We start from the raw sequence: 26,649 nt of genomic DNA, 5'->3' as shown, positions 1-26,649 counted from the left end.
GGCCCCTTATTTCCTGAACATCCGCAGCATGCGCTGGGTGACGGCAAAGCCGCCGACGATGTTGATACTGGTGATAAACACAGCCAGCGTCGCCAGAATCACCACCAGCGGACTGTCGCTGGATATCTGTATCAGGGCGCCGATAACGATGATGCTACTGATGGCGTTGGTGACGCTCATCAGCGGCGTATGCAGGGAGTGGGATACACCCCAGATCACCATGTAACCGATAAAGCAGGAAAGCACGAACACGGTCAGGTGGCCGAGAAACTCAGGCGGTGCCACGGAACCCAGACCAAACAGGGCCAGGCCGGCCAGCGCCAGCGGTGCCAGGAACGCCAGCGGATGCGCCTTTTTCGGCTCAGCCTTTTCCAGCTCTGCCTTGGACTTGATGCCGATATCTTCCTTCGGCGCCAGCGAGATACGCGGTGCGGGTGGCGGCCATGTAACTTCGCCCTCTTTCACCACGGTGGCACCGCGAATCACCTCGTCTTCCATGTTGACGACGATCTCGCCGTTCTTCTCCGGGCAGAGATCGGTCAACAGGTGACGCAGGTTGGTGGCGTACAGCTGACTTGCCTGGGCCGCCAGACGGCTCGGCAGGTTGGTGTAACCGATCAGGGTCACGCCGTGTTTGACGACCACCTTGTTGGCTTCGGTCAGCTTGCAGTTACCGCCCGCTTCCGCTGCCAGATCGACAATCACGCTGCCCGGTTTCATGTTGGCAACCATACGCTCGGTGATCAGCTCCGGCGCCGGTTTGCCCGGAATCAGTGCGGTAGTAATGATGATATCCACCTCGGCCGCTTGGGCCGCGAACAGATCCATCTCCGCCTTGATAAACTCGGGGCTCATGGTCTTGGCATAACCGCCCTCGCCGGCGCCATCCTCATCGTCGAAATCGAGCATGAGGAATTCGGCATCCATACTCTCGACCTGCTCTTTAACCTCAGGCCGGGTATCGAAGGCACGCACGATGGCGCCCATGCTTTTCGCCGCACCGATCGCCGCAAGACCGGCCACACCGGCACCGATCACCAGCACCTTGGCCGGCGGCACCTTGCCCGCTGCGGTAATCTGGCCGGTGAAGAAGCGACCGAAATGCTGCGCCGCTTCCACCACCGCACGGTAACCAGCGATGTTGGCCATGGAGCTCAGCGCATCCATCTTCTGGGCACGGGAGATACGCGGCACGGAGTCCACCGCCAGCGCGGTCACACCATGTTTCGACAGGTCCTGCAGCATCTCCTGGTTCATCGCCGGGTACATGAAGCTGATCAGCGTCTGTCCCTTGCCCAGCATCTCGACACCGTAGAAGCCCAGCTCCGGGTGCTCCTTGGGCGGGCGAACCTTCATGATGATGTCGGAGTTTTTCCACAGTTCACGTGGGTCTTCGACAATCTCGACACCGGCAGCGCGATACTGCTCGTCGTCGAAACTGGCGGCTGCCCCCGCCTGGGTTTCAATCGCTAGAGAGAAGCCCAGCTTGTGCAGCTGAGTGGCAACTTCAGGCGTTAACGCTACGCGGCGTTCGCCCTCTTCCACCTCTCTGGGGATGCCTATTTTCATTATTCTCAAGTCTCCAGTTTTTCTAAACAGGGGATTTCATCGAAAAACAAAACGATGCGGTTAAAGGATTAAGTTGCAGGAAGCTGTGAACGGGCCATTGGCGTTTCCGAAACGCTATAGCCTGCTGCATAGCTTCCTTTTCACAAATAGAACTTTTAACCCGTATTTCTCATACCTGTTGCTATACCCGTCCTGGTCACCATCAAGGCGAAGTCGACGGCTTCGCAGGGGCTGTTCCTGTCTCTCAACAGCAGCTCCGCCTGCAGGTAATGAAGCGGGTCGATGTAGGTTTTACAGACATCAAAAGACGCCCGAACTGCACCCTTATCCCGTAAACCTCGCGCTTTCTTAACCGCTCAATCAGGTTCTGGCAGTTACGAAGCCGCTCTATCAGCTGCTCTCCCAACGGGCCATACCGAGGCTAACCAATTGCTGCTGATAATAATGGGCAATTTCAGGGTCCGCTTTAGCCAGAACCATCCCCAACATGTCTACATACGACTTAAAGAGGCCTAAATCGCTGAACAACTGCTGCAAACTCTGCTGATGAGCCCAGCCCTGAGCGTCTTCGATCGCCCTGTCGCTAGCCGGGCAGGATCTCCTACGCGGTTACCGCAGCAGGCTCTAAAAGCAAGGAAAGGAAAGGAAAGGAAAGGAAAGGAAAATCAGATGATAAGCCGCCGGGACTCGCCGGCTCCGTCGGCCCCGATATCGACGCAGTCCGGGATAAAGGCATCACTGCGGTATTCAGCATCCTAACCGGCGCCAGCACTCTGGAGGACGCATTGAAGTGGGGCGCCGAGAATCTCAGGTTCTCGGCGCAAAGCCTGGCCCGGCTGCTCAAGCTCTCAGACATTAACGCGCCAACCTCAGCGTTGCAGGCGCTCGATTAACTGCTGCTGATACTCCGGCAGCTCGGAGCGGGAGATCGCCTGAAACGCCAGTGGCTCCAGGTAGGTCATGCCCGCGTGCAGGGCGCTGGCCTTCATCGGCAGGAACACATCTTCCAGCCTCACGCCGATGCGGCCGGACTCACCGTAGGTAGAGCTACTACCGGCAGCGGTGGTGACCAGCAGCATCTCCTTGCCCTGCCAGAGTCCCGGCCCTACGCTGCCCCAGACATCGTTGAGGTAGGCTTTCATCATCGGCGTGATGTTGAACCAGTGAGTCGGGAACATAAACACGATCCGCTCGACCTGGCGGGTAATCTCCTTCTCGCGCTGTGCATCGATAGCGCGGGTATCGAACCCGTACAGCGTTTCAAGATTACGCACGATCACACCATCAACACTCTCAGCCGCCTGCTGCATCCCCCTGGTCATCACCGAACGCTCCGGGTAAGGATGCGAGACAATCGCGAGGGTTTTGATATCGGTGCGGTAGGGCTTCTCTGTGGCAGCGGCTGAGGTATCGGTTGATACTGCGTTGGCGCTAGTCCCCCTGGCGGCAAGCAGACCTGCGGCACCGGCAAGCCCGGCCTGAATAAGTTGGCGTCGTTTCATCTGTTAATCCCTTCCCTATCGCTAAGTGTTAAATCGGTTCCGTATAGCTGACCACAAACCGGCCCCGATGATTAATAAGCCAGGCAGCTTTCAGCTATGAAGCGAATTAAATAGAAAAAGGCCCCGAAGGGCCTTGGATGAAACAGATCTCACGGGACTGAAACCAGACTGCCTCGATTCAGTTACCGATAAGTACAGTGGAACTGCCGGATACAAGGGTGCAACCACTTGCCGATGTATCACCGACTCTTGCGGCAGGCAGCCCGCCGATCAGCACAGTTGCAGACCCCTGTACTATTGATTCAACGGTTAAAACAGGGGTCTCCCCTTCCAGTTGAGTACACTGCACCTGGTCACCCAAGCGAGCTGCCGGCAACCCCTCTATCAACACAGTCGCCTCGCCGGGCGGCAGTATCTGGCCATTTATTCCGTCAGGGGAGCCAACCCTATCCGTAACCCGCGCAGCGGGTAACCCCGCGGCATTAACCGCACTGATACCCAAACAACAGGTTAGGAGGCACAGCATGAATCTATGGATTGTTTTCATCGCCACTAACCTCAACTCAGTTGATTTTGACTACTCCGCCCTCGAGACTCAGTATTCCGTCTCCTTGGACTGTAGTCAGTGTCGACCTGATATTGACCGCTGCACCACCCTGAATATCGACCTGCGCACCTTTAAGCGACACTTTCCCCGGATCAATGCGCAACTCCTGGTTACCCACCGCGAAAGAGATCGACTGGGCCGCCTTCATGGTGATGGCACCCTGAGTGGCCTGAACATCGATATTGCCACGAGTCGAAACCACATCGACCGATTCGCTGCTTTCAATCTGGATACTGCCGTCCGGGTTGATCACCACGCTGCCGCCTTTCGCTCTGACCCTGACCGCGTCCCCGGTGCTCTCTATCTGGATACCTGACGGCGTCACCAGATTAGGATAATCAACGCTAAGCGTGAGATTGTCGGGTGTCCCGGTTCCAACCAGCCCTGCGCCAGCTGCCGCCACGCCACTGGGACCCTGTATGCCCTGCTCTCCAGCTGGTCCCGCGGGGCCTACAGCACCGATAGTCAGCGCATATACGTCGTTCTCGGAGGCCGAGTCTCCTGTGGATACGCGGAGCAGATAGTCACCAACCGGGCACAAATAATCTGGTGCGGGGCAGGCAGCAGTGATTTCTGTAGAGGATTGAGCGAGTACTTCGAGTTCGACGACGCTGCCCAGTGAGACTGTTGCCAGCGAACCTATATCGAAATTCTCACCCCTTATTACGAGCAGGTCACCGGCACTGTCGTCGAAATCAACCTGGACTTCGATAATAGTTACCTGCGGAATGGCACTCCGATCGGGTTTACCGATCGCCAGGGCCGCGGAAGGCCATACAACAAAGCCGCCGCATAAGGCAGCAATAATAGCCGCCCCCCAGGCTCGCGATGACCGCCCTTTCCAAGTTCGTTTAAAAACACTGGCACAGACAAGCGTGTTATTTTTCATTGCTCCGCTCCTTACAATCGCTCTCCAATCTGTCGTATTGCCTTTGCTGAATTCGCTATGACCCTTCGCGTTAACCAGAAAAGCTTAGCTGAAGAAAATCCCGACGATATAAAACTGACGTCTGGCCGCTTCGTATTGATTGGCGGGGTCAACTCGCACCCAAGTCGTGAGGTACGTTGGTTTAATAGCCAAAAAAGAAAGGCCCCGGAGGACCTTTGATGGAGGGCGGGACGGAGTGCTATCCGCCCCTTTGATGAAAGGGGTCTTACAAAACAGGAGTCAGGCTGCGCTTTCCATCGCTTAACAGGTTTTCAAAATGATCCGCAGCCTGTGTATAACACTAACCAGCCTGACTCTTCACAGCTTGATCCATGCCGTTTTCAAGTCGAGGTATTTGTCAAAGGCGTGCAGGGACTTGTCGTGACCATTACCCGATTGCTTCATACCACCGAGGGGGACACTGAGATCCGCGCCGCCATAGGTGTTTACATGTACCAGCCCCGCCTTGATCTGGCGTACCATCCGATGCGCACGGGATAGATCAGACGTCCAGACTGCCGCGGACAGGCCATAGTCGGTGGCATTAGCCAACGCTACGGCCTCCTCTTCGGTATCGAAGGGAATCACCGCCAACACCGGCCCGAATACCTCTTCGCGTGCCAGCGGATCTTCAGGCCGCACCCCGGAGACTATGGTCGGCGCCATAAAATAGCCGCCGGTTTCTTCCAGAATGCGTTCACCGCCGGTCAAAATGTCGCGCCCCTGCTGCCTGGCCTGTTCAACAAAACGCAGGTTTTGTGCAAGCTGGGCTTCACTGTTCACGGCACCGGCAACACTGTCAGGATTGAGAGGATCACCAACCTTCATCTCCCGAGTAAACGCACACAACTTGCTGATGAATTCGTCATAGATGGAGCGCTGAACCAAGAGTTTGGATGCGGCAACGCACACCTGACCCGAATTACGGAAGATCGCATTGGCTGAAACAGCCACCGCTTCATCCAGATTCGGTGCATCTGCAAAGACCACATTGGGGGACTTGCCACCCAACTCCAGATACACCCGCTTAAGGTTTGACTGGGCGGAGTACTCCAGCAGCTGACGCCCGACACGGCCCGATCCGGTAAACACCAGCACATCGACATCCATCGACAGCCCAATGGCTCTGCCAACCACCGGGCCTTCACCGGTAATGACATTCAGCACACCAGCAGGAAGCCCCGCCTCCAGACCCAGTTCGGCCAAGCGCAGTAGCGAAAGAGAAGCGGTTTCTGCCGGTTTCAGGACCACAGAGCAGCCGCACGCCAGTGCCGGGCCCAGTTTCCAGGCAGCAATCATCAGCGGGAAGTTCCAGGGGACGATGGCACCCACAACACCGACAGGTTCACGCGTCACCATCCCCAGGTGTCCTTCGGCAACCGGCGCAACTTCGCCGTACAACTTATCGATGGACTCTGCGTAATAGCGCAGAGTCGCCGCCGCGGATAAGGGTTCCGCACGCAGTGCCATACCAATCTCTGTGCCATTATCCCGCACACCCAATACGGCAAGCTCCAGTGCGTTCTGCTCGATCAGACTGGCCCATTTCAGCATGACCTGTTTGCGCTCCGCCGGGGCCTTGGCTGCCCAACGTCCATCATCGAAGGCTTCACGAGCAGATGCTACAGCCGCTTCAACATCCTCCTCGGTCCCTTTCGCAAGGGTAGTGAAGGGTTGGCCATCCAGAGGCGAGATAACATCCATAACCCCGCCATCTGATGCAGGACGCTTGCTGCCATTGATGATCAGTGAGGCAGGCGGTACCTCTGCACTGCGCAATGCCTCGATACGTGCACGATCAAACATGTTCACACCTCTGTGGAGAAACTGAATTGGAAATAATCCCGGTGCCGCTAAGCCCAGGCCTGGCCACGGAAAATAAAAATATCATTATTTGAACCATAGGTGTCATTATTTTTGATTGGTAAGTTTTTTCATGTCAAGTTATTTTCATTATGCTAGCCACTAACAAGAACAGGGACTTGCCGATAAATAATGGGAACAATTACAAAAGCACTTGAAATGCTTAACTTTTTTTCACGACAGCGTCCTGAAATCGGACTCAGTGAATTTGTAAAGTTAACGCAGCGGGATAAAGCAACCGTGTTACGCCATCTGGCGGAACTAAAAGATAACGGCTTTCTGGAGCAGGCAACGGATACCAAGGCCTATCGGCTGGGGCCGGCAATTTTACGGTTGGCAGGGGTTAGCGAAGCGATTTATCCATTGCGAGACCGGGTGCGCCCGATTATCAACGAAATTGCGCAACAGGTCGGTGAACTCACCCACGTTGCCTTGTTACAAGGGGAAGCCCTCTCGCCCCTGTTCTATTCAGATGTCAAAATGCACGGCACCCAGGTCAACTACAATGAGGGTGAGCTACTGCCCTTACATGCGACCTCATCCGGCATGGCCGTACTCGCCTTTTCCGATCCGGCTTTCGTTGACAAGGTTCTGTCCCATGGCCTCAAGCCGTTCAGCAACCGCACCATGACAGACCCTGGACAGCTTAAAGCGCAGCTCGCGCAGATACACGAGACCGGCTTTGCCTATCAGGAAAAAGCCTTCGATGGCGAAGTAACCTCAGGAGGCGTCCCGATTTTCGGCTCCTCGGGGCAAGTGATCGGAGCCGTATCCGTCGCCATACCCTCCATTCGGCAAAGCGAAGAAAAAACCCAAGCGATTCGTGCTCACCTTTGTGATGCCATGCAACGCATCACTACCGCAGTGGGCGGTATCATTCCGCCCGAGCACGCCCACAAGTGGCAGCAACCCTGAGTCAGACAAGGGTAGAGACGTCACCGGCCTCCCTACCCACCTCCGCATTTTGCCTTAACTCCCAAAGCCAGTTCCGGCGTTGGAGCCGCAGCAGTTCCTCACACGCCTGCGGTTCCCGCATAAAATCTACAACGATATAGACCACTAGAGTTTTTAGTCCGCAGTAGGGCCTCCATAATCTCCGCCTGCAGAAAGGCACTACGGCTTCTAAGCAACTCCCCTCTTCCTCATATACGCGCCGCATAACTCAGCAGTTATATTAATCACGGACAGGGGCATGACGCAGAAACCCTAACTGCTGGACATTATTCACCCCAATGGATCACGGAGCTGGCATTTTTGCCCTTCCTTAGTGCAGACCATCTTTACTGCGCACTTATTAAGTGCATTTAACCTTTTGGTCAAGAAACCAAAAAACGTTGGTTCAATAAAAACTTACGATTTCCTATGCAACGGGATATGGCAACAGCTTTAAAAACGAAGCCAAAGATTCGTTTTAAATCTCAGGCCAACCAAATAAAAACCCTATAATTGATAACCACTTAGAGGCCTATCTGTCGTTTTCCCCGACATATATCGCTACCACAGGCAGTGCATTACCGGAAAAGAGGTTGACATAAAAATAGAGATTGATTAAATATATTTGAAACCAATGGTTCGAATATTGAACTCGATCAGTAACCGAGGAATCCAATAATGAAAAAAATGCTTCTTGCCGGCGCACTGGGCTGCGCGTCTCTAATGTCCGCATTTGCACACGCAGAATATCCTGAGCGCCCGGTTGAAATTATTGTTCCTTGGCCGCCAGGGGATCTTGAGGATGTGGTTGCACGCATGATTTCTGATCAGATTCAGAAAGATTACGGGGTACCTTCCGCCGTGGTGAATATGAAGGGCGGAGGTGGTGTCATCGGTGCCAGCCATGTCGCTTCGGCCCGCCCTGACGGCTATACCGTGGGTATGTTCACAGGCAATATCCTGACAACCCATATCATCAAAAAGCGGGCACCTTTCAACGCCGAGACCTTTGAGCCTGTCGGTATTGCAATCAGCTATCCCATGGCTATCTGGGCAAAGGGCGATCTGCCTTTCAATGACCTGGCTGGACTCGCCGAATATGCCAAGGAAAACCCGGTCAGACTGGCACATTATGGATTCAACGGCCCACCTACCCGCCAGACTCTAATGATGGCCAATAAGCTTGGATTCGAGTTCTCCGGCAATGCGGCCTATGACGAACCCAACTGCACGCTACTGGCAAGTGGTGATGCTGATGTGGTTATCAGTTCAGTCAAATTGATGCGCTCTTGCCTCGATTCCGGTGAAGCCAAGCCTTTGGCTGCCTACACAGCTGCTCGAATCAAGATTTTGCCGGATCTGCCCACTCTTGATGAACAGGTACCGGGTATTGCCGCGCCCTCTTGGGCCGGGCTTTTTGTACGCTCAGAAGTCCCCGAGGAGATTCGTGAAAAAATTGCGGCTTCGGCACAAAAGGTACTGCAGAGCCAGGTCGCTTCGGATATCGAAGTGAGCACGGGCGCCGTGCTTGACTGGACTGCCGATGATGCGGCAACCAGCTTCGTATCTGAGCAGTACAAGCGCATTGAGGCACTGTTGGCGCAATGAACGATCTGACAGAAAAAACGAAAGAAGAAGCCTGCCCCCAGGCTTCTGAGGGAAAGCCAGGGGGCAGGCTGATGTTCAGCCTTCTTGCCCTGGTATCCGGACTTCTGTTGCTTGCTATAGGCTCGCAGACGGAGCCGGGTATGGCGGGCGGTGGATGGTGGAATGAGCCTCGCAACGCCCCCTTATTATCTCTGAGCATCCTGTTTGTTTTCTCTCTTTTGTCTGCCATCTCAGCCGCCCCCTCCGCGCAGCGCAACGGTGGCCGGGAAACATTTATCAGCATCTTGATGACATCAGCGTTTCTGGGCGCTGTGTGGCTCATTCCTTTTATCGGATATGGGCTCTCGGTTCTGCTGTTCTGCCTTATTGCTGCCATCAGCGCTGGCTTCAAGGGACGTCAGCTGGCTCTGGTTGTTATCGGGCTGACGCTGTTCATGCTCATCATGTTTCGCTACATCCTGGGGCTTTGGTTTCCTGCGGCGCAGTTGTTTGACTTGATTCCAGGACTAGGGTTTCTGGGGGGATATTTGTAATGAATCTTGCGGATCTGAATATTGCGCTGGAGCAGGTTTTGACCTTGCCGGTGCTTATAGCACTGGTGAGCGGTAGTCTGCTGGGCATTGTCATCGGCGCCATACCGGGACTGGGCCCGGGTGTTGCCATCGCTATTCTGTTGCCGGTCACCTTCAGCCTTGATCCTCTTTCCGGGATCACTCTGTTGATGGGCGTCTATGCAGGTGCCTGGTATGGCGGTGCCATACCAGCGATTCTGATGAATACGCCTGGCACCGGTGTCAGTGTACTAACCACCTACGATGGCTACCCCATGACTCGAGCCGGGCAACCGCAACGAGCTCTGTCACTGGCGTATGCATCATCCTTTTTTGGCGGTACTTTCAGTGTGTTGGTACTGGCATTTATGGCACCGCTGCTGGCAAGTTTTGCCAAGCAGTTCGGTGCCGCCGATATGGCGATGGCTGCGCTTTTGGCCATGGTGCTTGTGGTAACCGCTCACCGAGGCGCACAGCTGGCAACAGCCGCCATGCTGGGACTGGGATTGTTTTTGAGCACTATCGGGCTGGAAGGCGCTTACGGGTCTCCACGTTATACCTTTGATAGCACCTGGCTCATGGGCGGCATACCGCTGATTTCGATTATTCTGGGCTTGTTTGCCATGAGCCAGGCATTCACCCTGATCGCGAGTCCTGATGTCAAAAAGGATGTTCCAGCAGAAGTCTCTCAGGGGCTGTTTTCTGGCTTCAAAGAAGTACTGAAATATCCCAGGACCCTGTTTCGCTCCTCTTCATTCGGGGTGAGCATGGGTATTCTGCCGGGTGTTGGTGAATTTCTGGCGCAATTCTTCTCCTATAGCTCGGCGAAGCGGAACTCCAAGACTCCCGACCAGTTTGGCAAGGGGGCGCCTGAAGGCATCATTGCATCCGAGGCGTCCAATAACGCAGTTCCTGCCGCAGCACTGGTTCCTCTCCTGGCGCTGGGTATTCCTGGAGAAGTACTGACAGCCATGATGTTGGCGGTATTTACCATTCACAACGTGGATCCAGGGCCGACACTTTTCTCCGAAAACGGTGCCTTTGTTTCGGGGCTGTATCTGTCCCTGTTCATGATGAACTTTGTCATTGTGGCGATTCTGATTGTGGCGACGCGCTGGATAAGCCTGGTTACCCGTGTCAGTGACCGGCTGCTGGGTATTGCTATTCTTTGTTTCGCCATGGCCGGTACATACTCAGCGAATTACCGTCTAACCGATGCGCTTCTGGCGGCGGCATTTGGCCTGCTGGGCTTTGCCCTGCGCCGAGCCCAGGTGCCGATGGTTCCTATCATTCTTGGGCTGGTACTGGGGCCTATTCTGGAAACGCGTATCAGGCAGGCACTGGGTGGAAGTAATGGGGATTTTACAATTTTTGTAGAACGCCCGATTAGCCTGGTAATGCTGATAATTATGGTGTTGTTGATTGGCGCGAGCATTTTTAATTTCAGGAAGAAAGCATGAAGCCCAACTTTCTGTTCATCGTTACTGATCAGCACCGGGCCGATTATCTTGGCTGTGCTGGTCATCCGGTATTAAAAACGCCACATATCGACAGCATCGCCGCTTCAGGGACAATGTTTGATCGGTTCTATGTGGCGAACCCGGTCTGTATGCCCAACCGGTCGGCCATTTTGACAGGTCGTTACAGCTCCATCTCCGGCATCCGTCATAACGGTATCCCGCTGCCACTTGAGGCCAATACCTTTGTTGATGTCATGCGAGCCGGCGGTTATGACACGTCACTGATTGGCAAGAGCCATTTACAGTGTACGCTCGACGGCGACCCTGAAATAGGCGCAAACCCTGCTGGGCAGGGCCCGCTGTCTAACGCAAGGCGACGACCTGAAGGGCGCTATGACCAGGAGCTCGAATCCACTTGGGAGAAGAAGGGTGAAGCCGCAATCTCCCTGCCCTACTATGGTTTCAGCCATGTAGACCTGCTCTCGGGGCATGGTGATGAGGCGGGTGCGGCTCATCTTATAGACCAACGCAAAGCACTGGGTGACCCCGAGTCACTGCGTGGTGCCGAAAATCAAATGCCTCATGACTACACCTGTCCACAGGCGATCAGAACCCGTATCCCGGAAGAGCAACACTCCACGGCATGGGTTCGCGATCGTGCCATCGATTACCTGTCTGACGCCAAACGTCAGGAGAACCCCTTTTTCGCCTTTGTCTCCTTTCCTGATCCGCATCACCCCTTCTCACCTCCCGGGAAGTATTGGGAAATGTATGATCCGGACGATATGCAAGTTCCGGCCAGCTTTTACCAACGTTCCGAGCTGCCCCCACCCCACCTGAAGTGGCTGCGTGAGCAGGGTGAATTCGGTAAAGCGGCTTATGGTGCAGCTATGGTGACCGAACGCCAGGCGCAAGAAGGCATTGCCCTTACCTGCGGCATGATAAGCATGATTGATGACGCCGTCGGGGAGATTCTTGATACGCTAAGATCGCAGGGGCTCAGCGAGAACACTATTGTTGTTTTCACCGCTGATCATGGTGACTTCCTCGGTGATCACGGCATGATTTTGAAAGGTCCGATGCATTACCAGTCGACCATCCGGGTGCCTTTTATCTGGTCTGAACCGGGGCGAATGGGTGAAGGAGTTCAGTCACGCCTGTCCTCATCAGTGGATATTTCCCGCACCATCCTCAACCGTGCCGGTCTTCAGCCCTATTGGGGCATGCAGGGCCAGGATCTTTTTGACGCACAGGCACGTGACAGTTTGTTGGTAGAGGATGAAGGAAACAGGGCCTCGCTAGGGTTCGAAACACCGCCGCGTGTGCGCACGCTGATAACGGACCTTTACCGTATGAGCATTTATCAGGATCAGTTGTGGGGTGAGTTATACGATCTCAAAAAGGACCCTGGTGAGATCACAAACCTCTGGGACGACCCCGAATATGCCAACATAAAGGCGGATCTGCAGTTCCGTCTGTTGCAAGAGATGACGAGGGCCTGTGATTCCAGCCCCTGGCCAGATGCCATGGCCTGACGAACGGCGTTTAGAAGCAACTGCTGGATTTTGCTCGGCGGGATATTATGAAGTCAGGTGGCAACACCTGGCTTTTTTAATGTCTACTTTAAACCACCGGCCATAAAGGTGGTGATCATTTAATCGGGGATCAGGCTGAAAAAGCCTGCTTGCGAAAGAGGGCTTCAGTTTTTACCAGTCAATAAATGGCACAAATAACGCGAGGGGATGTTAACCTTGGTCACCTTTTTTCCAGCCCATCCAGTATCACGGCGTTTTGATCCCGAAGCACAGATACAGCGCTTTGAAAATTTATAGGCTAAGAACTGCACGGCCTAATCTATCTCTTCTGCAAGAAACATTTCAGGCTCTGAATTTAAACGAGAAAAGTAAAGCTATGTATCTGCTATTTAGAGTATCGCCGAATTTGAATTTTCGGAGCTGATGGTTGTGCCTAATAAGCGAACTGCCATCTATCTGTTTACTTGCGCATTTAGCAATAATAAACCTTGGGGTAACCATGCCTGCCAATTAGGGTGATTTTTTTGGTTAGGTTGGATATAACGAGGAGATAAATCGTCGGTACGTGATATACCAAGCGAAAGTTGTTCAAGAAGATAAACCGCACCTATTGGTGCTGAAAGCATATAGAATAACCGCCCCCTTATCAGAGGGCGGTAAACACCGAGCTTTAGCCCTAGCCCGACAATCAGCTAACTGCCGAAATGCCTGCATCTATAGACGACAGAATAGTCTGGATCTCGTCGGCATTAATCACCAGTGAAGGGGACAGAATAATGTTATTACCGGCGATGCGGATCATCGCACCATTTGCGTAAGCGGTTTTCTGCAGCTGATCCATCAGCTTGAGGTCCAACGGCGTCTTGGCTTCAAGATCGGAGACCAACTCCATCGCGCACATCAGGCCGCGGCCGCCACGTACATCACCTACCAGCGAATGCTTCTCCTGCAATGCCTTAAGGCCCTGGAACAGCTGATCACCGCGCTCGGCAGCATTATCTTTAACCTGCAAACGCTCTGTTTCACGCAGGCAAGCGATCGCCGCAGCAGCGCCGACCGGATGACCGGAGTAGGTATAGCCGGAGCCAATGGCGGCCAACCCGGTGGTATCCTTTTCAAACACCTCAGCGACCTTGTCGGAGATCATCAGTGCCCCGAACGGGAAGAAGCCGTTAGTGATTGCCTTGGCCGTGCACATAAGGTCTGGCTGAACGCCCCACAGGCGCGCACCGGACCAGGCGCCTGTACGCCCATACGCTGTGATAACCTCATCAGAGATCAACAGGATGCCGTACTTGTCACAGAGTGCACGTACGCCCGGCATGAAGCTTTCGTGCGGCACGATAACCCCACCCGCTCCCAGAATCGGTTCCATGATCATCGCCGCTATGGTGTTGGGGCCCTGGAACTGAATCTCATCTTCCATAGCGGCCAAACAGTTTTGCGCCAGCTTGGCCGGATCCGTTTCGTTAAAGGGGTTGCGGTAGGTATGCGGCGCCGGGATATGGAAGCAGCCCGGCATCAGCGGCTCGTACTGGGTACGGAAAAAGGCGTTACCGTTTACCGAAGCACCCAGTGTGTGCGTGCCGTGATAACCCTTTTTCAGGCTGAGGTACTTGGTACGGGTCCCTTCACCACGCACCTTGTGATACTGGCGTGCCAGACGCAGAGCAACCTCAACACTGTCAGAGCCGCCAGAGGTAAAGAACGCACGGCTGAGACCGTCTGGAGCAAAAAAGCTCTTCAGCATCTGGCTCAGCTCGATAACCGCATCGTTACTGGTACCGCGAAAGATCGAGTAGTACGGGAGTTTTTCCAGCTGTGCCGAGATGGCGTCCTTTACCGGCTGGCATGAATACCCCAGGTTCACGTTCCACAATCCACCCACGCCATCAACTGTCCGGTGGCCGTCGACATCGATAATTTCGACACCTTCAGCGCCAACAATAATCTGTGGCGGGTTCGCCATTGAATCGGCCGGATGCGCCATTGGGTGCCACAGGTTTGTGGCGTTATGCTCTTTCAGGAACGCTGAACTGTTCATAATAATCCTCACAACAATCTTTAATGGCAGCCCTGCTGCCGAATAGGGTTAGTTCGACAGACAATGCCATTTGTATGCATGCTCTGGCGGCAGGGAGCCACCAAAGGCTTCGGTAATACGCACCACGGCTTCACACAATCGGCGTCGGATATCCGCCAACTTCTCATCACTTTGCCTGATGCTTGGTATAACGATCGAAACGGCACCGATGACCTCACCTGACGCGCCGAAAATTGGCGCGCCCTCGGAGGTGACTTCGTTATCAAAGTACTTTTCCTGATAGGCAAAACCACTGTCTCGTATTTCTGCTAGGCGCTCTCTCAGTTGAGCCGGATCGGTAATTGTCCGGCTACTGAAAGGTTGAAGCCCCTTTGCCAGAACTTGATCAACGAAGGAGCTCTCAGCGAAGGCCAGGACTGCCATGCCGGATGATGTTGCATGCAGAGGCAGCAGCTCCCCTTCGTTGTAATTCACCTGGGTACCGTGAATCTTCACGTCCGAGTACATCAGCGGTGACAGCGCATCTCCCTGAACAAGCGTGACATGAGTGAGTTCACCCACCTGCTGTGCAATCTCGTTAATGATGGGACGAACACGGTCGCGCAGTGGATAGATAGCCTCACTGACGCTGGCCAGCCGCAATATAGCGGGGCCCAGACGATAAGCCCTGCTATTCGGCGCTTGCTCGATAAACCCGTTTTCCTTCAATTCCGACAAATGTCTCAGCACGGTTGCCTTATCGCGCCGAGTCAATTTAACGAACTCACTCAGCCCTAATTCAGGGCGGTGGCGGGAAAAAAAGTTAAGCATTTCTAATGCTTTAGTAATTGTACCCATCGTTTTCTCGGTCAATTCCGCAGCCGGTATATGTGTTCAACATGGAAAAGAGCTTGACAGAAAAAAACTGTACGGGCAAGAATTAATGACACCTTCGGATCAAATAACAAACCATACAAAGACCAAAATAGTGAACGCCGTGATTGCTTGAAGTCAGTGCATTACTGCTTTCCAAATCACGGCACCCGATGGGGAGGGAGGACTGTGAACATGTTGAGCGTTTCGCAACTCGAGGAAAGTCGCACCGCCAAGGTCCTTGCATGCGTTCCCTTTGCTCAAAGTGTCAAACGCATTGCTGAAGAGACCGGTAGCTATTTCATGGCGACGACTATCGCTGCTGAACCATGACGGGCAAAAACCGGGCAAGTGGTTACACAGCCCCCCTTGCAGGCCTTTGAGAAGTATCAAGAAGCGAAGACGGCGCAGTTCAAGCTAAAACAGCCTTCTTCTGATCAAGTCGCACGCACCTAACACAGGTTCGGGTATGCAATCGCTACCAGAACCTGCTGCAAGCATATGTTTGCACCACGTCTCCCTGGCAGGAGCAGAAAGCGTAAACAGGCAATATTAATTAATATATTAATTAAATAGGTAAGCATCCCGATGAATAATGGCTTTAAAAAACTGGCACTCGCTGTCTCGGCTTATGGTTTCGTAATGGCGCCAGCGTTTGCAGAAGACAGCGACCTGTCACTTACATTGAGAACTCACTTCGGGCAGGTAGATCGCGACTTTGGCCCAGGGGATAGTGAAGAGTTCAGTCAGGCGTTGAGGCTGGATTATCGTTCAGGCTATTACAATGACCTGGTCGGCTTCGATGGATCGTTTTACTCTATCTTTAAACTCGCTGCGTCCGGTAATACCGCGCGTATCCCGCTGCTGGATGAGAATGGCGATGGCTTTACCAAAATCGGTCAGGCTAATCTGAAATTCAAGCTAGGCGACCAAACCACCCTGCGAGCCGGCCGCATGCGTATTATCTCACCACTGTTGATGGATACGGATGGCCGCTCCGAGCCCAGTACCCGTGAGGCGATTCACCTCAAAAGCAATCTGGGCGGGTTGGGTTTGTATGGTATCTACAGCGAGAAGGTATCGCCGAGCGGCACTGATACCTATTACAGATACACCGACAGTGGTGATGGTGTAGCCATCGTTGGCGGTAAGTACCGTTTTGATAACGGCCTGAGATTTCACCTTGCCCACGGGCAGCTCAAGGACGCCAAGCAGCAAACCTTCCTCAATGCGGGTTACGGCTTCCCTGTTGGAAATTCCAAACTCCTGCTTGATTTTTATCACTATGCCGCGGAAGAAATCGGTGATGCTTCAAACCTGAAGGATAACCCTGGTCCTGACGGCGAGCTGGATACTTACCTGACCAACCTCGCCGCCAGCCTGAAACAGGGTGACCTCACTTATACGCTGTCTTATCAGACGGTCGGCGACGATCTCTACGAACCAAGCTGGGATGGTTTCTCGCGGGATACAACCGTCCTCTGGTCCACCAACTCCGTGCAGATTCTGGACTTCTACAATCCGAATCAGGACTCCTGGCAGTTCAAGGTTAACTATGACTCCTCCGCCATCCCCGGACTGAGCATGATGACACGCTACACTGAAGGCAAGTACGACGGTGTCAAAGACACCGAGCTGGATGTGGAAGCCAAGTACGTTATCCAGACCGGCAAGGCGCAAGGCCTGAGCTTCCAGTTGCGCTATGCGGATGTTGATATCGGTGGCGTTGGTGAACTGGACGATCTGCGTCTAATCGCGCAATACAAGATGAGTATTTTCTAAATACCGATACCATTTCTGCATTGGTATCACTTCTTGGGCGGCTTGGTGCTGCCCTTTTTTGTGGTGTGCCATAACTAACGCACCACATTAGAAAAAGGCCCCGGAGGACCTTTGATGGAGGGCGGGACGGATCGCTATCCGTCCCTTGATGAAACAGGTCTCACAAGACTGGAATCAGGCTGCGCTTTCCATCGCCTCGCAGGCTTCCAGGGTGTTCTGCAAAAGGCAGGCGATGGTCATCGGGCCAGCGCCACCCGGCACGGGAGTGATCGCGGCGACTTTTTCCTTGGCGGCTTCAAAGTCCACATCACCGGTCAGCTTGCCGTTTTCGAGGCGGTTGATACCCACATCGATCACCACGGCGCCCTTCTTGAGCCATTCGCCCTTGATGAAGTTGGGGATACCTACGGCGGCGATAACGATATCGGCATCCGCCAGTTCGGCCGGCAGGTCCTGGGTTTTGGAGTGGCAGACGGTGACAGTGGCTCGTTCCATCAGCAGCTCCAGCGCGACCGGGCGACCCACGATATTGGAAGCACCGACAACCACGGCTTTCTTACCCATGGGGTCGATGCCGTAAGCTTTCAGCAGGCGCATGCAGCCGTAAGGGGTGCAGGGTCTCAGGGTCGGTGCCTTACCGGCCAGACGACCCAGGTTGTAGGGGTGGAATCCATCCACGTCTTTTTTCGGATCGATCCGCTCGATGACGGACTGAACGTCGATCTGTTTCGGCAATGGCAGCTGCACCAGGATGCCGTGGATTTCCGGATCGGCGTTGAGTTCGTCGATCAGTGCCAACAGGTCGCCCTGGGTGGTTTCCACGGCCATGCGATAGCTGCGTGACACGAACCCAACCTCTTCGCAGGCTCTCACTTTGCTACCCACATAAACCTTGGAGGCGGGATCTTCACCGATCAACACCACCGCCAGGCCCGGGGCCGGTAGTCCCTTCTCGCCGCGCGCTTTTACCTGTTCGGCGATTTCTTTACGTAGATTGGCCGCAACGGCCTTACCGTCGATCAGCTGTGCTGTATCCACAATCATCTCCTAAGGGTCTGTTAATCTGTTTTTATCTATTGCGGCGATGAACAAATCCATGGCACCTCGGGTTTAAGGGGCTGATGGCCAGGTCCGGACATACCATCGAGTTGTTCAGCGTTTACATTCAAAAGGCAGGGCTCCCCTCACTTCATCAGGAGGGAAGGGAACCCCGTTCCAGCGCCGGATCAGAAACTCTGACCGGGCACCCAGCTGGTGCCGGCCAGCGGCACACGCGCCATGGCGGCGGATTCAACAGTCAACGCCACCAGATCTTCCGGCTCCAGGTTACGCAGGTCGTTCTTGCCACAGGCACGCGCCAGCGTCTGGGCTTCCAGCGTCAGTACGCGCAGGTAGTTGGCCAGGCGGTGTCCAGCCTTCACCGGGTCCAGACGCTTGGACAGCTCCGGATCCTGGGTGGAGATACCAGCCGGGTCCTTGCCTTCCTGGTAGTCGTCATAGAAACCAGCGGCGGAACCGATCTTCTTGAACTCCTCATCGTACTTCGGATCGTTACAGCCCAGCGCGATCAGGGCGGCGGTACCGATAGCCACCGCGTCAGCACCCAGTGCCATGCACTTGGCCACGTCGGCACCGTTACGGATACCGCCGGAGACGATCAGCTGAACCTTGCGGTGCATACCCATCTCCTGCAGCGCCTGAACCGCCTGCGGGATGGCTGCCAGCGTCGGGATACCCACGTGCTCGATGAACACGTCCTGGGTAGCGGCAGTACCGCCCTGCATGCCGTCGACAACGATGACGTCAGCACCGGCTTTAACGGCCAGTTTCACGTCGTAGTAGGTCCGGGTCGCACCCACCTTGATGTAGATAGGCACCTGCCAGTCGGTGATTTCACGCAGCTCCTGGATCTTGATCGCCAGGTCATCAGGACCGGTCCAGTCCGGGTGACGGCAGGCGGAACGCTGGTCGATACCCTTCGGCAGGGTACGCATCTGCGCGACACGGTCGGTGATCTTCTGGCCCAGCAGCATACCGCCGCCGCCCGGCTTGGCGCCCTGACCGAGTACCACTTCGATGGCGTCGGCCTTGCGCAGGTCGTCCGGGTTCATGCCGTAACGGGACGGCAGGTACTGGTAAACCAGCTTGCTGGACTGACCGCGCTCTTCCGGGGTCATACCGCCGTCACCGGTGGTGGTGGAGGTGCCCACTTCAGAGGCACCGCGGCCCAGGGCTTCCTTGGCGTTGGCAGAGAGTGCGCCGAAGCTCATGCCGGCGATGGTGACCGGGATATCCAGGGTGATCGGCTTCTTGGCGAAGCGGTCACCGAGTACCACCGAGGTGTTGCACTTCTCGCGGTAACCTTCCAGCGGGTAGCGGGACATGCTGGCACCGAGGAACAGCAGGTCATCAAAGTGCGGCAGCTTGCGCTTGGCGCCAAAGCCACGAATGTCATAGATACCGGTATCGGCCGCGCGGCGGATCTCATCCATAGTGGTGCGGTCGAAGGTTGCCGATTCACGCAGTCCGCCGTTGTAGTTGCTATCGTTGCTCATTATTCAATCCTCATCAATCAGAGAACCGGTTGTTAAAGCGTTAGCGAGGCAGTCAGCAGTAGGCAAAAATCGGCGAAATGAGGGAGTTTATACCCGATAAATGACCGATTTGAGCCGATTTTTAACACCCTGCTGACAACGCAGTTAGCTTTAACGGCGGTTGCTTAGTACGCAGATACGTTATCCACTTTGAAGTTGTAGAGCTGTCGGGCTGAGCCGTAGCGCTTGAAGCTGGCCGGATCTTCATCCACACCGGCACGGTTCAGCAGATCGGTCAGCTCGGCGATATGCTCGTCGCGCATCTCTTTCTCGATGCAGTCTGCGCCCAGGGACTTAACGCTGCCCTTGACGTAGATGTGTACCTCGTACAGGGAGTCACCGAGTGCCTCGCCCGCATCGCCGCACACCACCAGACTGCCGGACTGACCCATGAAGCAGCTCATGTGGCCGACACTGCCCTTGACGACGATATCCACACCCTTCATTGAGATACCGCAGCGCGCACCGGCGTTGCCTTCGATTACCAGCAGACCACCGTGGGCGGTCGCGCCAGCTGCCTGGGACGCATCACCCTTCACGCGGACGGTGCCGGACATCATGTTTTCCGCGACGCCCTGGCCCACATTGCCATGCACAGTGACGTGGGCTTTCTTGTTCATACCGGCGCAGAAGTAGCCGGCGTGTCCCTTGATATCCACAGACAGGTTCTGGTCGATACCACAGGCGATGTTGTGCTGCCCCTTGGGGTTGGTGACTTCAAATTCGCGCTCGACACATTCCGGGGACTGGTCGTGAAGCATCTGGTTCAGGTCGCGTACCTGGGCTTCGCTAAGATCAAAAGTTTTCATCGTCATCTCTCCTCAGGCACTGCGTTCCCAGATATAGAAGGTGGCCGGTTCCGGCTCCCACACCTTGGCGTTCTCGATACCCGGCAGGGTGGTCAGTGCCTGGTACTCGGAAGCCATCGCGACGTAATCGTCGGTTTCAGCCAGCACCGCCGGCTTACAGGCGATCGGATCGCGCATTACGGCGAAGCCGTCGCGGGTACCGATGGTGAAGGTGAAGAACCCGTCCAGGTCTTCCAGCGCATGTTCCAGCGCTTCCTTCAGGCTGTCGCCCGAGCGCAGGCGCCAGGTCAGGTAACCGGCTGCCACTTCGGAGTCGTTTTCGGTCTCGAACTCGATCCCTTCACGCTTGAGCTTGTCGCGCAAGCGGTTGTGGTTCGACAGAGAGCCGTTATGCACCAGGCACAGGTCCATGCCGGTGGAGAACGGGTGGCTGCCTTCCATGGTCACGGCAGACTCGGTGGCCATGCGGGTGTGACCGATGATGTGGCTGCCTTTCATGTTCTTGAGGTTGAACTTGCCAGCGATCTTCTCCGGCAGACCCACCTCTTTCAGGATCTCGATCGACTGGCCCACGCTCAGGATCAGCACGTCCGGTGCATTCTCTTCCAGCCAGCCACGGATCTCGGCCTCGGTGCCGTTCACCTTGAACACGGTGACGTTGGCGTTCTGCATCCAGGACAATTCCTTGCGCAGGCTATGGCGCAGAGCGTCAGCCAGTCCTTCCCAGTCATATTCGTCATCTGGATGACGCAGGGTCAGCTTGATGCTGCCCTCGGCCACTTCGTCGCCGTAGATGGCAAAACCGGCACTATCGGGACCGCGGTCAGTCATCGCGATCAACATCGGCTCGAACAGCTCACCGAGCTTGCTCTCCAGGGCCGGGTTTTTCAGATAAAGTCCAACAATTCCACACATATTCTTGTCCTCTTGCCGGGCTCACCCGACATCACACATTTGCGCATAAAGATGCTGAATTAGAAAAACTCGGCGTAGTGCTTGAGTTCCCAGTCGGAGACGTGACGGCTGTACTCAACCCACTCGGCACGTTTCACCTTGAGGAATTCAGAGACGATTTCCTTGCCCATCTTCTCGGTGAACAGGGTGTCTGCTTCCAGCGCGTCCAGCGCCTCGTTCAGGTTCTGCGGCAGGATGCTGACGCCCTTCGCCTTGATCTCTTCGAGGCTCAGGCTGTACAGGTTGACGTTCATCGGCTCGCCCGGATCCAGCTCACGCTCGATACCGTCCATACCGGCAGCGATCAGTGCCGCGTGCACCAGGTAGGGGTTGCAGCCGGAGTCCGGCAGGCGGAATTCGAGGCGACCGTAAGGTACGCGGACCATGGCGGAGCGGTTGTTGTCGCCGTAGCAGACGTAAGCCGGTGCCCAGGTCGCGCCGGAGGCGCTGCCGCCAACCACGAGACGCTTGTAGGAGTTAACGGTCGGTGCCGCGAAGGCACAGATCGCATCGGCGTGGGCCAGGATGCCAGCGGTGAAGTGGTACGCCATCTTGGAGAGGCCCATACCGTTCTTGTCGCTGGCATCGTGGAACAGGTTCTTGCCGGCCGCATCGGTGATCGACAGGTGGAAGTGCATGCCGTTACCGGTACGGTCGGAAGCAGGCTTGGGCATGAAGGAGCAGACCATACCCAGCTTGTTGGCGATCTCGCCCGCCGCCATACGTACGAAGGTGAAGCGGTCAGCGGAGGTCAGCGCATCGCTGTAGGTGTAGTTGATCTCGAACTGGCCGTTGGCGTCTTCGTGGTCGATCTGGTAGACGTCGAAATCCACTGCCTGCAGGGATTCAACCAGCTCTTCCAGGAACTCGCGGGAGCGGGACAGCCCCTTGTAGTCGTAGCACGGCTTATCGAGCACATCGCTCTCATCCACCGGCACCAGGGAACCGTCTTCTGCACGGTTAAACAGGGAGAACTCAGGCTCCAGACCGGTATTCAGGGTCCAGCCGCGCTCGCTGATCTTTTCCAGCTGCTTTTTCAGCACCACACGGGAGCAGTACGGATGCGGCGCGTTGTTGACGTAACCGTCACAGGCGATGCGGGCGTAACCCGGCTGCCAGGGCACAGCGCTCAGCGTGTTCAGATCGCCACGGGCCAGGAAGTCCGGTCCGTGCGGTTCCATGCCCAGGCCCCAGACGGCGAAGCCAGCGAAACCGGCGCCCTTCTCGACAACGTCGGTCAGGCAGTTGGCAGGTACAGATTTAGTCTTGGCGACACCATGGATGTCGACGAACTGGGCCAGGATGTACTTGATGTCGTTCTGGCTGATAAAACGGTCGATTTCTGCGGGCATCATAGTGCACCTCCTTTGATTGATTCTTTGCCACCCAGTTCGTGAACCAGGGTGTTAAACAGGTCGCTCAGGTAGTGGTCGAAACCGGCGTCGAAGCCGATCAGCAGTGCTCCGCCGCTTTGCTCGCGGTACAGCCAGCAGTTCACACCGGCGACGGAGGACATCAGCCAGTCACCCGGCTGCATTTTGCGAAAGTCGTGCTGGCACAGCTGAGCCATCAGCTCGATCCAGCCCTCGCCCTCTACGGCGAGGATTCGGTCGGCGCGCGGGAAGCACCAGGCACAGGCCGGAGTCCCTTTTGCGGCGGGCAGAAACGCCAGGTACTCGTCGCTGCCGGTGCGGGCAACGAGGGCCCCTTCAGCTTCTTCCGCGCTGAGCTGCGCCTCGGGCATCGGCAGACCGGCGGCGGCAAGCGCTGCTGCGCTTTCAGGGCCGGTCAGCAGATAACCGTTCAGGTCGTCGCGGATACTCAGATTTAAGGTGTTCATCAAGCCACCTCCGTCAGGTCAGCAGTCTGGCGGGTACCATCTGCGTCGTAGAAAGGTGTTGCGCAGGGTTCGATGGTTACCATCGCACCGCTGTCCACACGCACCTGCAGCAGGGTGCCCTCATCCGCCAGCGGCAGGTCCACCATCGCCAGGCCGATTGTGCGACCCAGTGAGGGGCTGTAGGCGATACTGGTGATGCGACCGGCGATATCGCCGTTGTGGATAATCAGGTGACACTCTTTCGGCAGCTCACCGTTGAAGCCTTTGGGCAACTGGAATCCGATCAGCTTGCGCTGGCAGCGCGCCTTGAGCAGCGCCAGCGACGGCTTGCCGGTGAACCAGGGCTTGCTCTTCAGCGGCACCGCCCAGCCCATGTTGGCTTCAAACGGGTTGGTCAGACCGTCGGTATCCTGGCCCACGATGATGTGGCCCTTCTCCAGACGCAGGACACGCTGAGCCTCGACACCGAAGGGACGGATACCCGCAGCCTGGCCTTCACGCATCAGCGTTTCCCAGACCTCCAGGGCAGCGGCTGCCGGCAGGTGGATCTCGTAACCCAGCTCGCCGACGAAACCTACGCGGATCAAACGTACCGGGTAGCCACATACGGTGCCTTCACGCATACCGAGGTAAGGGAAGCTCTCTTCGCTCAGATCCACATCGGTCAGGCTGGTGAGCACCTTACGTGATGCCGGTCCCGCCAGGTTCATCGCGGCCAGGGAGCCGGTCAGGTTGGCCAGGCGCACATCCAGGCCCAGCTCCTGAATCTTCAGGGACAGGGTGCGGAAAGCTGCGGCGGCATGGCTGGTGGTGGCGGTAACGTAGAAGCGATCTTCGGCGATGCGGCCAACGATGCCGTCATCAATGATGACGCCACTGTCATCCACTGCCAGGGCATAACGGGTCATGCCGATTTTTATGGTGGACATTTTCATGGTGTAGACCACGTCCAGCAGGCGCCCTGCGTCCGGTCCCATCACTTCGATCTTGCCGAGGGTGGAGACATCGATGATGCCGAGACTGCTGCGCACCGCCTGTACTTCCTGCAGGATCGCCTGCTTACGCTGATCTGGACGGCCAGCGCCTGCGGCGTCAGAAGCGCCAGCTTCTGAAACAGGTAGATAGTACTCCGGACGCATCCACTGCCCTGCTTCCATCAGCTGGACGCCATTATCGACATGCCACTGGTGCATCGGGGTATGGCGCTCCGGACGGAAACGGCGGCCTGCCATGGCGCTGACCGGTACCGGGTGGAACATCGGACGGGCGGTGGTTGAACCGGTCTCGTCGATGGTCTTGCCGGTCACTTCCGCCAGCACGCGGATGCCGTTCATGTTGGAGTGCTTGCCCTGGCTCGGGCCCATGCCGTTGGTGGAGAAGCGCTTCATCAGTTCGATGTTGTCGAAGCCTTCTTTGGCGGCGTTGACCAGATCCTTGAGCTGCAGGTCTTCGTCGATATCGAGGAAGTTCTTGCCCTTGGGATGGCTGATGATCGGCCAGTCGTGGCTGTGGGCGACGCTGTCGCGGTGGGCTGCCAGATCCATGGTGATGGTTTCACCTTTAAGCTGAGCCAGCGCATCTTTCGCCGCACGTTCACCATCGGCCAGACGCTGTTCCAGCGTGAAGGCGCCGTTCAGGCGGCCACAGGCATGCAGCCCTTTGGCCAGCTCACGCGGCAGGATCTGGTGCGCTTTCTTGTCGTAGCCCAGCTTGCAGCCGGACTGGTACAGCATCTGTGATGCCGGTGCCCAGCCCACGCTCATCAGCAGCAGGTCGCAGTCGAACTTGCGGGTCAGGCCGCTATCGCAGCCACGGCCGTTAAAGTCGCCGACAACCACGCCCTTGAGCGCATCTTTGCCCTTGGCTTCGTAGATCGCGCTCTGCTCCAGCACCGGGATATTCTTGGCCTTGACCTGCTCAGCCCAGGGGCCGCGCTTATCGAGCCACTCAAGATCGACCACGGCGGCGACTTCGATGCCTGATTCAAGCATATCCAGTGCGGCACGGTAGCCTTCGTCGTTGGCGGTCAGGACGACGGCACGCTGTCCCGGCTTGACCGCATAACGGGTGATCAGACGCTGGGCAGCGGAGGCCAGCATCACGCCCGGCAGGTCGTTGTTGCGGAATACGGAGGGCTGTTCCATAACGCCGGTGGCCATCACTACCTGCTCGGCACGCATTTTGACGATACCTTCAGCGCCCACCAGCGGTACGTAGTGGTCGGTGTACCAGCCGGCCGCATAGTGGCCTTCCAGCAGACGGATGTTGGCGTGGCTGCGCACCCGGCTCTTGAGCTCGGCACGCACACCCGCTGCCTCAAGTACATTAGCCAGCTGGTAATCCAGGCTGCCGCCGATATGCGGATTTTCATCCACCAGCACCACATCGGCACCGGCATCCGCGGCTGTGATAGCTGCCTGCATGCCGCTGGCACCGGCGCCGATCACCAGCACGTCGCAGAAACCGTACTGCTTGGGCTGACGGGTGGCGGTCCAGCTGGTGTTTATCTCACCAAGGCCCGCCTTCTCGCGGATGATCCGCTCCCAGAAAGGGAAGAATTTTTTCGGCTTGTGGAACGCCTTGTAGTAGAAGCCCACCGGCAGGAAACGCGACAGCAGACCGATGTAGCTGTCCTTGTCGTTGGCGAGCGAGCCGTTGACGTTACAGGCGCGCAGGTCCAGACCTTCGCTGACCGGAGTGACATCGCCACGGATGTTGGTGGCTTCATCGCTCTGGAACAGCGCGTTCACATCGTGATTCGCCATCGACAGCACGCTGCGCGGGCGGTGGTATTTAAAGCTGCGACCGAGCAGTTTCTGGCCGCTGGCCAGCAGCGCGGAGCTCAGGCTGTCGCCGCTGAATCCTGTGAAAGACTCACCTTCGAAGCGGAAGCTGACCGACTCGCGACGGTCGATCCACTCCAGCGGCTGGGGATCAAGCCGGTACTTCATAATTCGGCTCCTTGTAACGAACGTCGGCGGCATCCGCCTGACCTGTGATCTCATCGGTCAGGGTGTCGCGATCAAGAATGAACCAGCGTCCTGTCGGGCGGTGATACCAACGCTCGCGCAGTACGCCCGGGGCACCATTGCGGTTGAAAACATAGTCAGCCCAGGTGGCCTCATCGGCGTCGCTAGGCGGCACGCGAACCTCACCGAGGTAATCAAATTCAGTGATCGGGCGTTTGCCGATCAGGGGACAATCAAGCAGTTTCATAA

24 protein-coding genes are annotated in these 26,649 nt (G+C 56.2%); 7 read left to right on the top strand and 17 right to left on the bottom strand.

From position 1 onward, the window contains the following. Positions 1 to 6: 6 nt before the first annotated feature. From ACQUQP_RS05910 to ACQUQP_RS05900, 3 genes are all read right to left on the bottom strand, one after another. The gene (locus ACQUQP_RS05910) at positions 7 to 1,569 is read right to left on the bottom strand and encodes a Re/Si-specific NAD(P)(+) transhydrogenase subunit alpha (RefSeq protein WP_432697877.1); all 1,563 of its coding nucleotides are present in this window, start codon (positions 1,567 to 1,569) and stop codon (positions 7 to 9) included. 155 nt (positions 1,570 to 1,724) lie between these two features. Beyond that, positions 1,725 to 1,853, bottom strand: a complete 129-nt coding sequence (locus ACQUQP_RS05905) for a phosphoenolpyruvate carboxylase (protein ID WP_432698682.1) — start codon at positions 1,851 to 1,853, stop codon at positions 1,725 to 1,727. 106 nt (positions 1,854 to 1,959) lie between these two features. Then, positions 1,960 to 2,097 (bottom strand): phosphoenolpyruvate carboxylase, encoded by a 138-nt coding sequence (locus tag ACQUQP_RS05900; RefSeq protein ID WP_432698681.1) that lies wholly within the window; start codon positions 2,095 to 2,097, stop codon positions 1,960 to 1,962. Positions 2,098 to 2,165: 68 nt separating this feature from the next. Between ACQUQP_RS05900 and ACQUQP_RS05895 the strand changes: the two genes are divergently transcribed. Continuing rightward, positions 2,166 to 2,462, top strand: a complete 297-nt coding sequence (locus ACQUQP_RS05895; protein WP_432698680.1) for a glycerate kinase — start codon at positions 2,166 to 2,168, stop codon at positions 2,460 to 2,462. Here ACQUQP_RS05895 and ACQUQP_RS05890 read toward each other — a convergent pair. The 4 genes from ACQUQP_RS05890 to ACQUQP_RS05875 all read right to left on the bottom strand — a co-directional run bounded on the left by ACQUQP_RS05890 (position 2,439) and on the right by ACQUQP_RS05875 (position 6,412). Beyond that, positions 2,439 to 3,071 (bottom strand): NAD(P)H-dependent oxidoreductase, encoded by a 633-nt coding sequence (locus ACQUQP_RS05890; protein WP_432697876.1) that lies wholly within the window; start codon positions 3,069 to 3,071, stop codon positions 2,439 to 2,441. The two genes, ACQUQP_RS05895 and ACQUQP_RS05890, sit on opposite strands and share 24 nt — an antisense overlap. Before the next feature lie 178 nt (positions 3,072 to 3,249). Beyond that, entirely contained in the window at positions 3,250 to 3,597 is a 348-nt protein-coding gene (locus ACQUQP_RS05885; RefSeq protein WP_432698679.1) for a PAAR domain-containing protein, read from the bottom strand. Between the two features lie 37 nt (positions 3,598 to 3,634). Further along, a complete protein-coding gene (locus ACQUQP_RS05880) occupies positions 3,635 to 4,567 on the bottom strand; it encodes a hypothetical protein (RefSeq protein ID WP_432697875.1) in 933 nt (310 codons plus the stop codon). A 357-nt stretch (positions 4,568 to 4,924) separates the two neighbouring features. Further along, positions 4,925 to 6,412: an aldehyde dehydrogenase gene (locus ACQUQP_RS05875; RefSeq protein ID WP_432697874.1), complete on the bottom strand. Its 1,488-nt coding sequence runs from the start codon at positions 6,410 to 6,412 to the stop codon at positions 4,925 to 4,927. A gap of 189 nt (positions 6,413 to 6,601) precedes the next feature. Here ACQUQP_RS05875 and ACQUQP_RS05870 point away from each other — a divergent pair, with 189 nt between their 5' ends. From ACQUQP_RS05870 to ACQUQP_RS05850, 5 genes are all read left to right on the top strand, one after another. Next, a complete protein-coding gene (locus tag ACQUQP_RS05870; protein WP_432697873.1) occupies positions 6,602 to 7,384 on the top strand; it encodes an IclR family transcriptional regulator in 783 nt (260 codons plus the stop codon). Positions 7,385 to 8,080: 696 nt separating this feature from the next. Next, complete coding sequence (locus tag ACQUQP_RS05865) at positions 8,081 to 9,010, top strand: tripartite tricarboxylate transporter substrate binding protein (protein WP_432697872.1); 930 nt, start codon at positions 8,081 to 8,083, stop codon at positions 9,008 to 9,010. Then, positions 9,007 to 9,543 (top strand): tripartite tricarboxylate transporter TctB family protein, encoded by a 537-nt coding sequence (locus ACQUQP_RS05860; protein WP_432697871.1) that lies wholly within the window; start codon positions 9,007 to 9,009, stop codon positions 9,541 to 9,543. The genes ACQUQP_RS05865 and ACQUQP_RS05860 overlap by 4 nt, the downstream gene beginning before the upstream one ends. A 38-nt stretch (positions 9,544 to 9,581) precedes the next feature. Then, complete coding sequence (locus ACQUQP_RS05855) at positions 9,582 to 11,021, top strand: tripartite tricarboxylate transporter permease (RefSeq protein ID WP_432697870.1); 1,440 nt, start codon at positions 9,582 to 9,584, stop codon at positions 11,019 to 11,021. After that, positions 11,018 to 12,556, top strand: a complete 1,539-nt coding sequence (locus tag ACQUQP_RS05850; protein ID WP_432697869.1) for a sulfatase family protein — start codon at positions 11,018 to 11,020, stop codon at positions 12,554 to 12,556. Before ACQUQP_RS05855 ends, ACQUQP_RS05850 begins: the two co-directional genes overlap by 4 nt. Positions 12,557 to 13,244: 688 nt before the next feature. On the opposite strand, the gene ACQUQP_RS05845 is transcribed toward ACQUQP_RS05850, so the two are convergent. Continuing rightward, on the bottom strand, positions 13,245 to 14,600 hold the full coding sequence (locus tag ACQUQP_RS05845; RefSeq protein ID WP_432697868.1) for an aminotransferase class III-fold pyridoxal phosphate-dependent enzyme: 1,356 nt from the start codon (positions 14,598 to 14,600) through the stop codon (positions 13,245 to 13,247). Between the two features lie 48 nt (positions 14,601 to 14,648). Then, positions 14,649 to 15,437 carry an IclR family transcriptional regulator gene (locus tag ACQUQP_RS05840; RefSeq protein ID WP_432697867.1) on the bottom strand — a complete coding sequence of 263 codons (789 nt, stop codon included), beginning with the start codon at positions 15,435 to 15,437 and terminating at the stop codon, positions 14,649 to 14,651. 603 nt (positions 15,438 to 16,040) lie between these two features. Here ACQUQP_RS05840 and ACQUQP_RS05835 point away from each other — a divergent pair. Continuing rightward, the gene (locus ACQUQP_RS05835; RefSeq protein WP_432697866.1) at positions 16,041 to 17,234 is read left to right on the top strand and encodes an OprD family outer membrane porin; all 1,194 of its coding nucleotides are present in this window, start codon (positions 16,041 to 16,043) and stop codon (positions 17,232 to 17,234) included. A 174-nt stretch (positions 17,235 to 17,408) separates the two neighbouring features. Here ACQUQP_RS05835 and folD read toward each other — a convergent pair whose 3' ends face one another. The 8 genes from folD to ACQUQP_RS05795 form a co-directional block, all read right to left on the bottom strand. Then, entirely contained in the window at positions 17,409 to 18,272 is an 864-nt protein-coding gene (folD, locus tag ACQUQP_RS05830; RefSeq protein ID WP_432697865.1) for a bifunctional methylenetetrahydrofolate dehydrogenase/methenyltetrahydrofolate cyclohydrolase FolD, read from the bottom strand. A 188-nt stretch (positions 18,273 to 18,460) separates the two neighbouring features. Continuing rightward, positions 18,461 to 19,789, bottom strand: a complete 1,329-nt coding sequence (locus ACQUQP_RS05825; protein WP_432697864.1) for an FMN-binding glutamate synthase family protein — start codon at positions 19,787 to 19,789, stop codon at positions 18,461 to 18,463. Between the two features lie 164 nt (positions 19,790 to 19,953). Next, a complete protein-coding gene (locus ACQUQP_RS05820; protein ID WP_432697863.1) occupies positions 19,954 to 20,637 on the bottom strand; it encodes a protein glxC in 684 nt (227 codons plus the stop codon). 12 nt (positions 20,638 to 20,649) lie between these two features. Continuing rightward, positions 20,650 to 21,552, bottom strand: coding sequence for a class II glutamine amidotransferase (locus ACQUQP_RS05815; protein ID WP_432697862.1), 903 nt, complete (start codon positions 21,550 to 21,552; stop codon positions 20,650 to 20,652). A 59-nt stretch (positions 21,553 to 21,611) separates the two neighbouring features. After that, positions 21,612 to 22,946: a type III glutamate--ammonia ligase gene (gene glnT, locus ACQUQP_RS05810; protein ID WP_432697861.1), complete on the bottom strand. Its 1,335-nt coding sequence runs from the start codon at positions 22,944 to 22,946 to the stop codon at positions 21,612 to 21,614. Continuing rightward, positions 22,943 to 23,431 carry a hypothetical protein gene (locus tag ACQUQP_RS05805; protein ID WP_432697860.1) on the bottom strand — a complete coding sequence of 163 codons (489 nt, stop codon included), beginning with the start codon at positions 23,429 to 23,431 and terminating at the stop codon, positions 22,943 to 22,945. Before ACQUQP_RS05805 ends, glnT begins: the two co-directional genes overlap by 4 nt. Then, positions 23,431 to 26,382, bottom strand: coding sequence for a 2Fe-2S iron-sulfur cluster-binding protein (locus ACQUQP_RS05800; protein ID WP_432697859.1), 2,952 nt, complete (start codon positions 26,380 to 26,382; stop codon positions 23,431 to 23,433). Before ACQUQP_RS05800 ends, ACQUQP_RS05805 begins: the two co-directional genes overlap by 1 nt. Next, positions 26,366 to 26,647 (bottom strand): sarcosine oxidase subunit delta, encoded by a 282-nt coding sequence (locus ACQUQP_RS05795; protein ID WP_432697858.1) that lies wholly within the window; start codon positions 26,645 to 26,647, stop codon positions 26,366 to 26,368. Before ACQUQP_RS05795 ends, ACQUQP_RS05800 begins: the two co-directional genes overlap by 17 nt. Positions 26,648 to 26,649 lie beyond the last annotated feature (2 nt).

Origin of the sequence: Marinobacterium sp. YM272 (assembly GCF_050908845.1) — a bacterium.
Lineage (GTDB): Bacteria > Pseudomonadota > Gammaproteobacteria > Pseudomonadales > Balneatricaceae > Marinobacterium_D.
Note: the sequence above shows the minus strand (reverse complement) of the source record. Positions and strands in the feature narration are given on the sequence as shown.

Excerpts from the sequence above, each read along its gene's own strand:
- ACQUQP_RS05910 (WP_432697877.1), bottom strand. The coding sequence starts at position 1,569 with ATGAAAATAGGCATCCCCAGAGAGGTGGAAGAGGGCGAACGCCGCGTA.
- ACQUQP_RS05890 (WP_432697876.1), bottom strand. The coding sequence starts at position 3,071 with ATGAAACGACGCCAACTTATTCAGGCCGGGCTTGCCGGTGCCGCAGGT.
- ACQUQP_RS05885 (WP_432698679.1), bottom strand. The coding sequence starts at position 3,597 with ATGCTGTGCCTCCTAACCTGTTGTTTGGGTATCAGTGCGGTTAATGCC.
- ACQUQP_RS05880 (WP_432697875.1), bottom strand. The coding sequence starts at position 4,567 with ATGAAAAATAACACGCTTGTCTGTGCCAGTGTTTTTAAACGAACTTGG.
- ACQUQP_RS05875 (WP_432697874.1), bottom strand. The coding sequence starts at position 6,412 with ATGTTTGATCGTGCACGTATCGAGGCATTGCGCAGTGCAGAGGTACCG.
- ACQUQP_RS05870 (WP_432697873.1), top strand. The coding sequence starts at position 6,602 with ATGGGAACAATTACAAAAGCACTTGAAATGCTTAACTTTTTTTCACGA.
- ACQUQP_RS05865 (WP_432697872.1), top strand. The coding sequence starts at position 8,081 with ATGAAAAAAATGCTTCTTGCCGGCGCACTGGGCTGCGCGTCTCTAATG.
- ACQUQP_RS05860 (WP_432697871.1), top strand. The coding sequence starts at position 9,007 with ATGAACGATCTGACAGAAAAAACGAAAGAAGAAGCCTGCCCCCAGGCT.
- ACQUQP_RS05850 (WP_432697869.1), top strand. The coding sequence starts at position 11,018 with ATGAAGCCCAACTTTCTGTTCATCGTTACTGATCAGCACCGGGCCGAT.
- ACQUQP_RS05845 (WP_432697868.1), bottom strand. The coding sequence starts at position 14,600 with ATGAACAGTTCAGCGTTCCTGAAAGAGCATAACGCCACAAACCTGTGG.
- ACQUQP_RS05840 (WP_432697867.1), bottom strand. The coding sequence starts at position 15,437 with ATGGGTACAATTACTAAAGCATTAGAAATGCTTAACTTTTTTTCCCGC.
- ACQUQP_RS05835 (WP_432697866.1), top strand. The coding sequence starts at position 16,041 with ATGAATAATGGCTTTAAAAAACTGGCACTCGCTGTCTCGGCTTATGGT.
- ACQUQP_RS05825 (WP_432697864.1), bottom strand. The coding sequence starts at position 19,789 with ATGAGCAACGATAGCAACTACAACGGCGGACTGCGTGAATCGGCAACC.
- ACQUQP_RS05820 (WP_432697863.1), bottom strand. The coding sequence starts at position 20,637 with ATGAAAACTTTTGATCTTAGCGAAGCCCAGGTACGCGACCTGAACCAG.
- ACQUQP_RS05815 (WP_432697862.1), bottom strand. The coding sequence starts at position 21,552 with ATGTGTGGAATTGTTGGACTTTATCTGAAAAACCCGGCCCTGGAGAGC.
- glnT (WP_432697861.1), bottom strand. The coding sequence starts at position 22,946 with ATGATGCCCGCAGAAATCGACCGTTTTATCAGCCAGAACGACATCAAG.
- ACQUQP_RS05805 (WP_432697860.1), bottom strand. The coding sequence starts at position 23,431 with ATGAACACCTTAAATCTGAGTATCCGCGACGACCTGAACGGTTATCTG.
- ACQUQP_RS05800 (WP_432697859.1), bottom strand. The coding sequence starts at position 26,382 with ATGAAGTACCGGCTTGATCCCCAGCCGCTGGAGTGGATCGACCGTCGC.
- ACQUQP_RS05795 (WP_432697858.1), bottom strand. The coding sequence starts at position 26,647 with ATGAAACTGCTTGATTGTCCCCTGATCGGCAAACGCCCGATCACTGAA.